We start from the raw sequence: 12,404 nt of genomic DNA on the forward strand, positions 1-12,404 counted from the left end.
AATGGCTTACATAAGACCAGCTTATACTCATGACGCCATGACCACGCCGCGCACGCCAAGCCCCCGGTTTTCCTACAAATCCGATCGGCTCAAGCCGCTGCGGGCGTTCTGCCAGACGGTCCGCCTGGGCTCAGTCTCACGGGCAGCTGAGGCTTTGTTCGTCAGCCAGCCGGCCATCAGCCAGCAGTTGCAGGCCCTGGAGCGCGAACTCGGGGTCAATCTGTTCGAGCGCAGCGGGCGACGCCTGGTGCCCAGCCGTGAAGGCCAGCTGCTGTATGAGATGGCGCTGCCGCTGGTGGAGAACCTGGACGGGTTGGAGGCCAGCTTCCGCGACAAGGTGAAGGGGCTGGACGCGGGCGAGCTCAACATCGCGGCCAACAGCTCGACCATCCTGTACCTGCTGCCGCGCATCGTGGAGCGCTTCCGCCAGCGCCATCCCGATGTCCGCCTGACCCTGCACAACGCGATCAGCGCCGACGGCACCGACCTGCTGCGCAGCGATGCGGCGGACCTGGCGGTGGGCTCGATGACCGACGTGCCGGCCGACCTCAGCTACGCCCCGGCCTACCGCTTCGAGCAGGTGCTGATCGCCCCGCCCGAGCACCCGCTGGCGCACGGCGAACTGAGCCTGGAGGCGATCTCGCAGTACCCGCTGGTGCTGCCGCCCAAACGCCAGATCACCTACCGGCTGGTGGACCAGGTGTTCCAGCGGCATCGGCTGCCCTACACCGTCGCGCTGGAGGTGGGCGGCTGGGAAGTGATCAAGCAGTACGTGGCGATGGGCATGGGCATCTCGATCGTGCCGGCGCTCTGCCTGCACGATGCCGACCGCGAGAAGCTGGTGACGCGCTCGATGGGTGCGTGGTTCCCGGAGCGCAGTTATGGCGTGATCGTGCGCCGCGGGCGGTTTCTGTCAGCGCAGGCAAGGGCGTTCATCGAGCTGATCCAGCCGGACCTGTTCAGCCCGCGCAGCTATGATGAGAGTGGTCATTCCGAGCGCTGACGCACGCCCCATGTCCATCGAACTCCGCCACCTGCGCTACTTCCTGGCCGTCGCCGAGACGCTGCACTTCGGTCGCGCGGCCGAGCGGCTGGGGATGTCGCAGCCGCCGCTCAGCCAGCAGATCCGTCAGCTGGAAACACTGCTCGGCGCGCGGTTGTTCCTGCGCGCGAACCGCCGGGTGGAACTGACCGACGCCGGGCGCGTGCTGCAGGAGCAGGCGCGCGACGTGCTGGCGCGGGTGGAGACCGCGATCGATCTGACCCAGCGCGCGCAGCGCGGGGAAACCGGTGAGCTGCGCATCGGGCTGACCCGGGCCACCCCGCTGTCCACGCAGATCCCGCGCGCGATCTTCACCTACCGCCAGCAGTTTCCGCAGGTGCAGTTGAAGCTGCGCGAGATGAACACCCTGCAGCAGATCGATGCGCTGATGGCCGGCGAACTGGATGTCGGGTTGATCCGCAAACGTGCCCTGCCCGCGCCGCTGATGTCGCGCATATTGTTCAGTGATCCGCTGGCGCTGGTGGTGCACGACCAGCATCCGCTGGTGCGTGATCTGCCCGCCGATGCAGCGGTGGCGCTGCGCCTGTTCGCGCATGAGCCGTTCGTCGGTTTCCTGCGCGAGGTGGGTGCGGGCATCCACGATCACTTCATCGCGTTGTGCCGGGGCGCCGGCTTCACGCCGCGCATCGTGCAGGAAGCCGGGGAAGCTTCGACGTTGATCAGCCTGGCGGCCTCGGGATTGGGCGTGACGGTACTGCCCGCCTCGTGCAGCCATATCCAGGTGGACGGTGCGCGCTTCGTCGCACTCAGTGATCGTGCGGCCAGTTCGGAAGTGCACGTGGCTTGCCGCCGCGGCACAGCGTCGCCGCTGATCGGTCACTTCACCCGGCTGCTGCAGGGCGTCAGCGGCTGAGCGCGAGCGCGGCGGTGGCCGGTTGCACGCGCTGGCCCAGACGCCAGGCGATCACGCCACCGGCCACGGTCAGTACGCCGACGAAACTGCACACGCCCAGCCAGTCCCACTGCGTGTAGAACACACCGCCGAGCACGCCGGCCACGCTGGAGCCCAGGTAGTAAGCGAACAGATACAGCGCGGACGCTTCGGCGCGCATCGCACCGGCGCGGCTGCCGACCCAGCTGCTGGCCACCGAGTGGCCGCCGAAGAAGCCGAACGTCACCAGCGCGATGCCGGCCGCCATGCAGCCCAGCCACGGCATCGCGAGCAGCACGATGCCCAGCGCGATCAGTCCGTAGCAGATCGCCAGCACGCGGCTGCGGCCATGGCGATTGGCCTGCTGCCCCATCCACGCCGAGCTGAAGGTGCCGACCAGGTACACGCTGAAGATCAGGCCGACCACGGTCTGGCTGAGGCCATACGGAGGCGCCAGCAGGTGGAAGCCGAGATAGTTGTAGAGGGTGACGAACACACCCATCAACACGAAGGCGGTGGCGAACAGCCACGGCAAGCCCGGATCGCCGAACAGGCTGCGCCAGCGCGAAGGCAGTTCGCGCAGTCCCCCGCGACGGCTCTGGAAGTGGCGTGACGGCGGCAGCTGGATCCACAGCAGCACGGTACTGAGCAGCGCGATCAACGAGACCACGCCAATGCCCCAGCGCCAGCCCCAATGGTCGGCCACGATGCCCGCGATGAGACGACCGCTCATGCCGCCGATCGCATTGCCGCCGATGTACAGGCCCATCGCCAGGCCCAGCGCGCGGCTGTCCATTTCTTCGGCGAGGTAGGTCATGCCCACCGCCGGTACACCACTGAGCGCGATGCCGAGCAGCGTGCGCAGCACCAGCAGCGTGGTCCAGTCATCCACCATCGCGGTGGCGACGGACAACACGCTGGACGCCAGCAGCGCGGCGACCATCACGCTGCGGCGCCCGATGCGGTCGGAGATCAATCCCGCGATCAGCATGGAGACCGCGAGCAGACCGGTGCTCAGCGACAGGGTCAGCGCACTGTTGGCTGCGGAGACGCCGAAGTGGCGACTGAATTCCGGCAGCAGCGGCTGCACCGTGTAGAGCAGCCCGAAGGTGGAAAAGCCGGCCAGGAACAGCGCGGCCGCCGTGCGCCGGAAGGCCGGGGTGCCCTGCTGGATCTGGTCGCCAGCCGCCGCTGCGGTGGCCGGGGAGCTGCGATCGGGGACCGCTGCGGTGTCGCCATTCATGCCGGTAAGGCCCGCGTAGACGGGCCGGAGCGAGGAGTCAGCGCTCAGGATAGGCAGCGCGGACAGGTCGATCCATAACCTGATAGGTCTGAATCGAGACGTTGCAGATATCGATTCAGATCGCGGGCGCGGTTACAGCGCCTGCCAGGTCAGGCCTTCGCCGCGCCGGTAGTACACATGCGAGGCCTTGCCGTACAGCGCGCTGGCCTGGACCAGGCCGAAGAAGCGGCCGTCGGCACTGTTGCCGCGGTGGTCGCCGAGCATCAGCACCTGCCCGGCGGGCACGGTCAGGCCGGTGATGTCCGGACCACCGCCCTGGCCCAGATCCAGCTGCGCCAGATGCTGACCGAAGTCTTCGATCTCACCCACCCCGGCGTGAGCCAGCGGATGGCCGTTGATGCTCAGGTGACCGTCGTGCAGCTCGACCCGATCCCCCCCGACCGCCGCGATGCGCTTGATCAGCCGGGTGCCGTCCTGCGGTGAATCGAACACCGCCACGTCACCGCGCTGCGGCTGGCCGGTGTGCAGCAACTCCATCGAGGTGAACGGCAGGCGCACGCCGTAGGCACGCATGTCCACCACCACCCGGTCGCCCGGCATCAGCGTGTGCTGCATCGAGCCGCTGGGCACCTGGTAGTGATTGGCCAAGGTGTCGCGCGCCGCAGCGAGCAGGCCGAGCATCACCAGCAACGGCAGGGCTTCCTTCTTCAGCCAGCGCAGCAGGCGATGGTCGGTGGGGGCAGAGGCGGCGGCGGGGGTGTCCATACGGGCGCTCCAGGAAGTGTGTGGCTGTGACCGGATGGACGGCGGGCAAGTTCCCTGCCCCCCCGCTGAAAAAGCTACGCACTGTTTACGCAGGGGCCGCCCGGTCGGCATCGCGGTTTTACGGGGCGCGGCCGCATCGTGGCGACACCGCGCCGCAGGGCGCTTCGAAGAGACGTTCCATGACCATCCTGCTGATCCGGCACACACCGTCGAACGCCGTGCCGGACGCGTCGCCGCTGCCTGCGCGGGTCGCCGGGCACCGCCTGGCCTGCCGCGACTGCGACTCCCTGCCGGCGCTGGTGCGCTGCCTGCAGCGTGCCCAGCGCAGCCGCCCGGCGCTGGTCCTGATCGCCACCGCGGCGGTCGATGCGCCGCAGTGGGCGCGCTACGGCCAGGCACTGCGCACCGCGCTGGAGGACCTGCCGGTGCCGTACATCGAGATGGCCAGCAACGACGACGACGCGCTGGACGAGCACCTGCATCCGCAGCATGCCCCGGCCGCGCGGGTCGTCTGCAGCAGCGGCCGCCAGGATGCCTGCCGCCTGTCGTTGGCGATCGCCGCCCATCGCCTGCAGGCCGTGGAGGGCTGAGCCATGTCGATCTTCATCATCCGGGGGCCGGAAGCGGCCGGGCAACTGATCCGTACCGCGCAGCCGCTACCGGCACTCGTTCTGAAATCCCTGGTGCATCGCGCGATCGATGCGGGCACCACGGTGGCGATCCGCGCCTGTGGCTCGGAGCAGGAACTGCTGGATGCCCTGCGCGTGGCCGATCACAGCCGAGGCGAAGTCACCCTGCTCGATCCGGGTGCGTGCGTGGACAGCGCGCGCCTGCAGCGCCTGCTGCCGCATCTGCACAACGCCTACGTGGAAGTGCACGACGACGATGCGCGCGCCCCGGAGGCATGCCTGCCGGCGGATGCGGGTCAGCGCATCGGCGTGGCGCGCGGGTACTGCGCGCAGAGTTACATGCACGCGCTGGAGATCGCGCTGGATCACCTGGGGTGCAGTGAGATCGCCGAGGGCGTGCACGTGGGGACGTGATGCGCGGGGTCGGTGGGGCGGGCGCTGGGCGCCTATGCCCTTGGAGGCGAAATAAAGGGGGAGGGGGCGGCCGCAGGCCGACGCCGGAGGACATTCGCCGGAAAGGGCATAGGCGCCCAGCGCCCGGCCCAGCGGAGCAGCAACCCAAAAAAACGGCAGGGTTTCCCCTGCCGTTTTCGTTTCAGCGTGTGCCAGTGGCAGGCGTACCGACCAACGGTCGGTATCTACCGCGATGCCGCGATTACTTCAAACCACGATTGACCAGCAGCGGTTCCACCGACGGATCCTTGCCGCGGAACTCGCGGTACAGATCGGCCAGCTCCACGCTGTTGCCGCGCGAGAGGATCTTGTCGCGGAACACCTGGCCGTTCTCCGGGGTCAGGCCACCGTTCTCCTTGAACCACTCGAAGGCGTCATGGTCCAGCACTTCGGCCCAGAAGTAGGCGTAGTAACCGGACGAATACCCGCCACCCCAGATGTGATCGAAGTAGCTGGTGCGGTAGCGCGGCGGCACCTGCGGCAGGTCGACCTTGAACTTCTTCAGCGCGGCCGCTTCAAACGGCGCGACGTCCTGCAGCTTGGCGTCGGCCGGCTGGGTGTGCCAGGCCAAGTCGAGCAGGGCGGCCGAGAGATACTCGGTGGTCGCATAGCCCTGGTTGAAGGTACGGGCCTTGAGGATCTTGTCGACCAGCGCCTGCGGCATCGGCTCGCCGGTCTTGTAGTTCTTGGCGTAGTTGGCGAAGACCTTCGGGTCCAGCGCCCAATGCTCGTTGAACTGCGAGGGGAACTCGACGAAGTCACGCGAGGTGCTGGTACCGGCGATGGACGGGTACTTCACCTTCGAGAACATGCCGTGCAGCGCATGGCCGAACTCATGGAACATCGTGGTCACGTCATCGAAGCTCAGCAGCGCGGGCTGGCCAGCGGCGGGCTTGGTGAAGTTGCACACGTTGTAGACCACCGGCTTGGCACCGGTCAGGCCGTCCTGTTCGACGAACACATCCATCCAGGCGCCGCCGGACTTGCTGTCACGCTTGAAGTAGTCGGTGTAGAACAGGGCCAGCGAGGTGCCGTCCTTGTCGAACACTTCGTAGACCTTCATGTCCGGGTGGTAGGTGGGGATGTCGGTACGCGGCTTGAAGGTGATGCCGTACAGCTGCGTGGCGGCGTAGAAGACGCCGTTCTGCAGCACGTTGTCCATCTCGAAGTACGGCTTGATCTGCGATTCGTCCAGGTCGTACTGCGCCTTGCGCACCTGCTCGGCGTAGAAGTCCCAATCGGAGGCAGCGAGCTTGAAGCCGCCCTTCTGCGCATCGATCACCTTCTGCATTTCGCTGATCTCACCACGCGCCTTTGCGGTGGCGGCCGGCACGGTGTCGGTCAGCAGCTTGAGCGCGGCGGCCGGGGTCTTGGCCATCTGATCGGCCAGGCTGTAGGCGGCGTAGTTCTCGAAGCCGAGCAGCTTGGCCTTCTGCGCGCGCAGCTGGGCCAGGCGCTGGATGGTCTCGCGGGTGTCGTTGGCGTCGCCCTTTTCGGCACGGGTTTCCGACGCCTTGAGCACGGCGGCGCGCTGCTCGCGGTCGCTCAGCGAGCCGAGCACCGGCTGCTGGGTGGTGTTCTGCAGCGGCAGCAGGTACTTGCCATCGAGGTTGCGGGCCTTGGCATCGGCGGCGGCGGTGTTGATCGCATCCTCATCCAGGCCGGCCAGCTTGGCCTTGTCATCGACGACCACGGCACCGGCGGCGGTCGCAGCCACCAGACGGGTGTGGAACTGCGTGGCCAGCGTGGTTTCTTCCACGTTGAGCTTGCGCAGCGAGGCCTTGTCGGCATCGTTCAACTGCGCGCCGGCACGCACGAACTCCTGGTAATCACGCTCGACCAGGCGCTTCTGCACCGGGTCCAGGCCCAGCGCATCGCGCTGGTCGTAGATGGTCTTGATGCGGGCGAACAGCTTCGGGTCGAGGTTGATCTCGTCCTGGTGCTCGGCCAGCTTCGGGGCGACTTCTTCCTGCACCTTCTGGCGTGCATCGTTGGTGTCGGCCTGGACCAGGCCGAAGAAGATGCGCGACACGCGGGTCAGCGTCTCGCCGCTGCGCTCCAGCGCTTCGATGGTGTTGTCGAAGGTGGCCGGCTCGGGGTTGTCGGCGATCTTGCGGACTTCGGCCAGGTGCTGCTTCATGCCTTCGTTGAAGGCCGGCAGGTAGTCACTGTCCTTGATCTTGTCGAACGGCGGCGCCTGGAACGGCAGCGTGCTGGCGCTCAACAGCGGGTTGGCGGACGCATCGGCCGGCTGCTGGGTCGGGGCGGGCTGGGTATCGGTCACGGGGGTGGACTCCTTGCCGGAACAGGCCGCCAGCGCCAGGCTGATGGCAGCGGCCAAAACTACGGTACGCGACATGAAACGGGCTCCTTGGATGAGGGCGCGGGACGGAAAATCCCGCAGCCGATCACCCTACTCCCAAAGCCCGCAGGCGGCATGTGCCGGTCGTGGCGCGTGGCTGTGCGGGCCGTGGGGGCTACCCCGCCCGACCCGCCCGGCGGCGCTCAGACGGTGCCGCGGGTTTTGCCCTGCCAAGGGCGGTAGTACTCGCGGATCGCGGCCATGTCGGCCACGTCGTTGCCGGTGGGGTGGAACAACGGGCCGATGCCGATGGTCTTTTCCGGGTAGTGGAAGTACGCGGCCAGCACCGGCACATCGGCCATGCGTGCGATTTTGAGGAAGCCGGCCTTCCAGTGCTGCACCGCCTTGCGCGTGCCTTCCGGGGTGATCGCGTACCACAGGCGGTCCGAGCCACGGATCAGGCTGACCGCCTGCTCCACGGTGCCCTGCGGCGAGCTGCGGTCCAGCGGGATGACGCCGAGCTTGCGCAGCAGCGGGCCCAGCGGCCACCAGAACAGCGAGGCCTTGCCCAACACCTTGACCTGCATGCCCAGCGCGATCTTGGCCGCCATGCCCCAGAAGCCGTCCCAGTTGGACGAATGCGGGGCGATGATGAACACCACTTTGGGCACATCGGGCAGGGTGCCGGTCACTTTCCAACCGCCCAGGCGCAGCGTGCAGCGGGCCAGCCAGCGGAGGAAGCGGTTCGGTTTGACCTGCGGCATGTTCGGCGGAACCACCGGCAACAACGGACTTCGGTTGTTCAAGCAATCACTCCCAATTGCGTGTGGTGCGCCCGCGCTTGATCTGCGCGCGCCCCTTTTTGGCGTCCAGACGACGCAGTTTCGACCCGTAGGTCGGCTTGGTGGCCACGCGTGCCTTGGGCACGCTCAGCCCCGCCTGGATGAAGGCGGCCAGTCGATCGCGCGCGTCCTCGCGGTTACGGTCCTGGGTACGGAAACGCTGTGCATCGATGACCAGCACGCCTTCGCCGGTCATGCGCCGGTCGCGGCGGGCCAGCAGGCGCGCGCGCAACGGCTCGGGCAACGAAGGCGAGCCGGCCACGTCGAAGCGCAGTTCGACGGCGGTGGAGACCTTGTTGACGTTCTGGCCACCGGCGCCGCTGGCGCGCACGAACCGCTCGACGAGTTCCGTATCCGGAATCGTCAGGTGCGCGCTGATGGTGACTGGCCCGTTGCCCATGGGCCGCATTGTAAGGGGAGGACCGCCGGCTGGGTGACTGCAACGTGCGTGGATGTCGCCGATAACGTCCTCAATTACGGTCTGATGACGCCATCGCAGGTATTCTCCGGTTTCCCGCAACGCAGGATGCTCCGCAATGTTCCCGATCCGCCCGATGGCCCGCCGTGGCCTGATCCGCATGACATTCGCCCTGGCGCTGGGCCTGGGCGCGATCGCGCCGGCCATCGCCGCGCCGCCGTCGGATGCCGACATCAACCGCCTGCTGGCCGCCTCGCGCGCGCAGACCATGCTGGACACGATGCTGCCGCAGATCGAGGCGATGCAGCGCCAGCAGTTCCAGCAGGTGGCGCAGCAGCGGCAGCTGGATGCGACGCAGCAGGCGCAGTTGCAGCGGATCGAGCAGCGGACCAACCAGACCGTGCGTCAGGCGCTGTCCTGGAAGGAGCTGCGGCCGATGTACGTGGATCTGTACAAGCAGACCTTCAGCAAGGAAGACGTGCTGGCGATGGCGGAGTTCTATGAAAGCTCGGCGGGGCAGAGCCTGTTGGACAAGACGCCGGCGCTGATGCAGAACGTGATGGTGGCGATCCAGGCCAAGATGCAGCCGCTGTTCGTGGATCTGCAGAAGGACCTGGAGGCAATCGTGAATGAGCCGACGCCGGCGGCCGCGCCGGCGAAGAAGTAATCGAGCTCAGAATTACAGAGGGTTACGTGTAAGTCCGCGTACCGCAGCTGTTCGTTTCCCATGGATGAGGAAGCCGGGCAGGTCAGCGCACTTCCCAGTCGAACAGATCCATCGCCTTGCGGAATTCGCCATCCACCGGCGCGCTGATGTCCATCGGCGTGCCGTCCGGATGCGGGAAGCGCAGGCGCTCGGCGTGCAGGAGCATGCGGTGGATGCCCTGCATGCGGAAGCTGCGGTTGTGGCGGCCGTCGCCGTGGCTGGTGTCGCCGATCAGGTGATGCGAGAGATGCTTGAGGTGGCGGCGGATCTGGCGGAACCGGCCGGTCTGCGGCTGGCAGCGCAGCAGGGCGTAGCGTGAGGTGTCGAACTCGCCCATCGGGATCGCGATCTCGCCCACGGCGACGCGCTGGAAGTGGGTGATCGCCTGCTTCTTGACCGGTTTGCCGGGGCCGCCATCGAGGTCGTGGTCGACGGTGAAGGCCTCGTCGGCCGGCCAGCCGCGGCAGATCGCGAGGTAATCCTTGGTGACGTCGCCGCCCATCAGCGATTTGCCGAGCACGCTGGCGCTTTCGCGATCAAAGGCGAGCAGCAGGCAGCCGCTGGTGGCGCGGTCCAGGCGATGGACGAGGAAGATCGGCTTGCCGAGCTGTTCGCGCAGGCGGTCGGCGAGGAAGTCGTCTTCGCCCCGGGCAAGCTTGCTGTCGTGGACCATCAGCCCGGCGGGCTTGTTGACCACGGCGAGCTGGTCGTCCAGGTGCAGCAGCTGCAGGGGCGGAAGCGCCGCCGGCGCCTCGGCGATGGTCGCTGCCTGCAGCTCAAGCGCGCTCATCGGCGCCACCAGGCACTGGCCAGCGAGAACACGCCCGCCGCGCCGGTCACCCAGCTCCACACCGGGGCATCGCCGAAGTACCAGCCACCCGGCTGCAGGCCGTACAGCACCGCGGCGACGATCATCAGGCCGACGCCGGCGATCGCAGCCACCGCGCGCTTCTGCAGTTTCTGCACGCTGACATTCAGCGCGGCCAGATCGCGTGAGCGCATCGACAGCTCGTGGTCGCCTTCCACCTGCTGGCGCAGCCAGGCGTGGACCAGGCGCGGCATGTCCGGCGTATGCGTCATGATTTCAGGCAGGCGCTTGCGCACTTCCTTGAGTACGCGGCGTGGGCTGTAACGCTCGCGCAGGATGCGTTCCAGCACCGGCCGCGCGACCGCCCAGATATCCAGTTCCGGATCGAGCTGACGGCCGACCCCTTCGATGTTGAGCAGGGTCTTCTGCAGCAGGATCAGCTGCGGCTGCAGGGTGAGCTCGTAGCGCTGGGCCACGCGGAACAGCTTGATCAGCACCTCGGCCAGCGAGATCTGCGACAGGGGGCGGGTGAAATAGGGCTCGCACACCGAACGCGCGGCCGCTTCGAGTTCATCGATGCGCACGTTGTTGGGCATCCAGCCGGCCTCGACATGCAGCGCAGCCATGCGCCGGTAGTCCTTGTTGAAGATGGCCATGAAATTCTCGGCCAGGTAGTACTGATCTTCTTCGGACAGCTGGCCCATGATGCCGAAGTCCAGCGCGATGAAGCGCGGGTTGTCGCGGCGTGCCGGATCGGTGTCGACCCAGATGTTGCCGGCGTGCGCATCGGCGTGGAAGAAGTTGTCGCGGAACACCTGGGTGTAGAACACCCGCACGCCCTTGGCGGCCAGCGCCTTGCGGTCGATGCCGGCCTTGTCCAGCGCGACGATGTCATCCGACGGAATGCCCCACACACGCTCCAGGGTCAGCGCACGCTCGGCGGTATGGCTCCAGATCACTTCCGGTACGTACAGATCGTCCGAGTCGATCCAGTTGCGGCGCAGCACGCTGGCATTGGCGCCTTCGCGCTGCAGATCCAGTTCGGCGGCCAGGGTGTTTTCGACTTCGGCGACCACTTCGCGCGGGCGGATCTTGTCGGCGCGCGGGTGCGCGCGTTCGATCAGCGCGGCGGCCGATTTGAGCAGTGCGATGTCGGCGTCGATCTGCTTTTCGATGTCCGGGCGCAGCACCTTGACCACCACCTGGCGGCCATCGGCGAGCGTGGCCGCGTGCACCTGCGCGATGGAGGCCGAGGCCAGCGGCTGTAGATCGAAGCTGGCGAACGCTTCGCTGACCGGGCGGCCGAGCGCGCACTCGACGATGGCCTGCGCGGCGGCGCCGTCGAACGGCTTGACGCGGTCCTGCAGCAGGGTGAGTTCATTGGCGACGTCGGCCGGGATCAGGTCACGGCGGGTGGAGAGGATCTGACCGAACTTGACGAAGATCGGGCCCAGGTCCTGCAGCGCCAGGCGCAGGCGCGCACCGCGCGACTGTGCGGCGATGTCGGCCGAGGCGCGTGGCACGAATGGTTTGGCCAGGCGCAGCCAGCGTTCGGCCGGGGTGCCCTGGAGCAGATCGTCGAGGCGGTAACGCAGGATGATGCGGCCGATGCGGCTCGCCCGGAAGATCGCCTTCATGGGCCCACCTGCCGCAGGCGCTGCACGCGCACGGCCATGCGTTCAACGTCGTCGCGCATCACGTCCACATCGTCGTGGAAGGCATCCAGTTCTGCTCGGGGTACCACGTCGCGCGACTCCTCGGTGACAAATTCAGCGGCGCTGTGCGCCAGGTCGGACGCGCCGCGGCGCGCGTGCTGCAGTGCCGAGCGCAGGGTGTTGGCGATCTGCACGCCCATCACCTCGCCGAACACGCGCACGAACGGCTGCTGCCAGTCCGGATCGAAACGGGTCGCCAGCTGCTGCAGGCGGCGGGCCAGCTCGGCATCGCCGGAGACCTTGACCCGCCCAGCCGGCGCATCACCGCCACGGCGTGCATTGGCCAGGAAGGGCAGCTGGGCCAGCACCCCGCCCAGCGTGCTGCGCACGGCCAGGTCCGGCTCCTGCTGCGGATCGACCGGGCCGACCGTGAGGCGCTCCCCGTCCACCCCGATCCGCATCGCCAACGCAGGCGATTCCAGGGTCAGGGCGATGTGGCGGCCATCCAGCGCGGCCAGCGCGCTGCGGGTGTCCGGGTCCAGCGCCAGCGCGCGGTTGAGCGTGAGCTGCAGCGCATTGCCAGCCAGCGGCTTGAGGGAAGAGAGCAGGGAACGGGCCATCACCGCATTCTACCGTGTGCCCTTGAACG

At 67.6% G+C, this 12,404-nt stretch carries 13 protein-coding genes; 5 read left to right on the forward strand and 8 right to left on the reverse strand.

From position 1 onward, the window contains the following. Positions 1–37: 37 nt before the first annotated feature. Positions 38–1,003: a LysR family transcriptional regulator gene (locus ACWV8V_RS10670; protein WP_123731081.1), complete on the forward strand. Its 966-nt coding sequence runs from the start codon at positions 38–40 to the stop codon at positions 1,001–1,003. A gap of 10 nt (positions 1,004–1,013) precedes the next feature. Beyond that, entirely contained in the window at positions 1,014–1,916 is a 903-nt protein-coding gene (locus ACWV8V_RS10675; RefSeq protein WP_455899713.1) for a LysR substrate-binding domain-containing protein, read from the forward strand. Here the strand turns inward: ACWV8V_RS10675 and ACWV8V_RS10680 are convergent. Further along, on the reverse strand, positions 1,906–3,177 hold the full coding sequence (locus tag ACWV8V_RS10680; protein WP_455899714.1) for an MFS transporter: 1,272 nt from the start codon (positions 3,175–3,177) through the stop codon (positions 1,906–1,908). The genes ACWV8V_RS10675 and ACWV8V_RS10680 overlap by 11 nt on opposite strands. 132 nt (positions 3,178–3,309) lie before the next feature. Continuing rightward, positions 3,310–3,942, reverse strand: coding sequence for a signal peptidase I (gene lepB, locus ACWV8V_RS10685; protein ID WP_259260569.1), 633 nt, complete (start codon positions 3,940–3,942; stop codon positions 3,310–3,312). Between the two features lie 179 nt (positions 3,943–4,121). Between lepB and ACWV8V_RS10690 the strand changes: the two genes are divergently transcribed. Together ACWV8V_RS10690 and ACWV8V_RS10695 are read left to right on the forward strand one after the other, a co-directional pair. Next, positions 4,122–4,532 carry a hypothetical protein gene (locus ACWV8V_RS10690; RefSeq protein WP_259260570.1) on the forward strand — a complete coding sequence of 137 codons (411 nt, stop codon included), beginning with the start codon at positions 4,122–4,124 and terminating at the stop codon, positions 4,530–4,532. A gap of 3 nt (positions 4,533–4,535) precedes the next feature. Beyond that, positions 4,536–4,985 (forward strand): 3-dehydroquinate dehydratase, encoded by a 450-nt coding sequence (locus tag ACWV8V_RS10695; protein WP_455899715.1) that lies wholly within the window; start codon positions 4,536–4,538, stop codon positions 4,983–4,985. 241 nt (positions 4,986–5,226) lie between these two features. Here the strand turns inward: ACWV8V_RS10695 and dcp are convergent, their stop codons facing one another. From dcp to arfB, 3 genes are all read right to left on the reverse strand, one after another. Next, positions 5,227–7,383 carry a peptidyl-dipeptidase Dcp gene (dcp, locus tag ACWV8V_RS10700; protein WP_046272277.1) on the reverse strand — a complete coding sequence of 719 codons (2,157 nt, stop codon included), beginning with the start codon at positions 7,381–7,383 and terminating at the stop codon, positions 5,227–5,229. Between the two features lie 146 nt (positions 7,384–7,529). Then, complete coding sequence (locus tag ACWV8V_RS10705; protein WP_259260783.1) at positions 7,530–8,090, reverse strand: lysophospholipid acyltransferase family protein; 561 nt, start codon at positions 8,088–8,090, stop codon at positions 7,530–7,532. A gap of 46 nt (positions 8,091–8,136) precedes the next feature. Further along, the gene (gene arfB / locus ACWV8V_RS10710) at positions 8,137–8,568 is read right to left on the reverse strand and encodes an alternative ribosome rescue aminoacyl-tRNA hydrolase ArfB (RefSeq protein ID WP_121044396.1); all 432 of its coding nucleotides are present in this window, start codon (positions 8,566–8,568) and stop codon (positions 8,137–8,139) included. 178 nt (positions 8,569–8,746) lie between these two features. On the opposite strand from arfB, the gene ACWV8V_RS10715 reads away from it, so the two are divergent. Further along, positions 8,747–9,253 carry a DUF2059 domain-containing protein gene (locus tag ACWV8V_RS10715; protein ID WP_259260784.1) on the forward strand — a complete coding sequence of 169 codons (507 nt, stop codon included), beginning with the start codon at positions 8,747–8,749 and terminating at the stop codon, positions 9,251–9,253. An 82-nt stretch (positions 9,254–9,335) separates the two neighbouring features. Here the strand turns inward: ACWV8V_RS10715 and ACWV8V_RS10720 are convergent, their stop codons facing one another. The 3 genes from ACWV8V_RS10720 to ACWV8V_RS10730 are packed head-to-tail and all read right to left on the reverse strand — an operon-like array spanning position 9,336 to position 12,375. After that, the gene (locus ACWV8V_RS10720) at positions 9,336–10,082 is read right to left on the reverse strand and encodes a pseudouridine synthase (protein ID WP_455899716.1); all 747 of its coding nucleotides are present in this window, start codon (positions 10,080–10,082) and stop codon (positions 9,336–9,338) included. Then, entirely contained in the window at positions 10,079–11,737 is a 1,659-nt protein-coding gene (gene ubiB / locus ACWV8V_RS10725) for a ubiquinone biosynthesis regulatory protein kinase UbiB (protein ID WP_455899717.1), read from the reverse strand. The genes ACWV8V_RS10720 and ubiB overlap by 4 nt, the downstream gene beginning before the upstream one ends. Next, positions 11,734–12,375, reverse strand: coding sequence for a ubiquinone biosynthesis accessory factor UbiJ (locus tag ACWV8V_RS10730; protein ID WP_259260578.1), 642 nt, complete (start codon positions 12,373–12,375; stop codon positions 11,734–11,736). Before ACWV8V_RS10730 ends, ubiB begins: the two co-directional genes overlap by 4 nt. Positions 12,376–12,404 lie beyond the last annotated feature (29 nt).

This window comes from Stenotrophomonas sp. Ker107b (assembly GCF_053847245.1).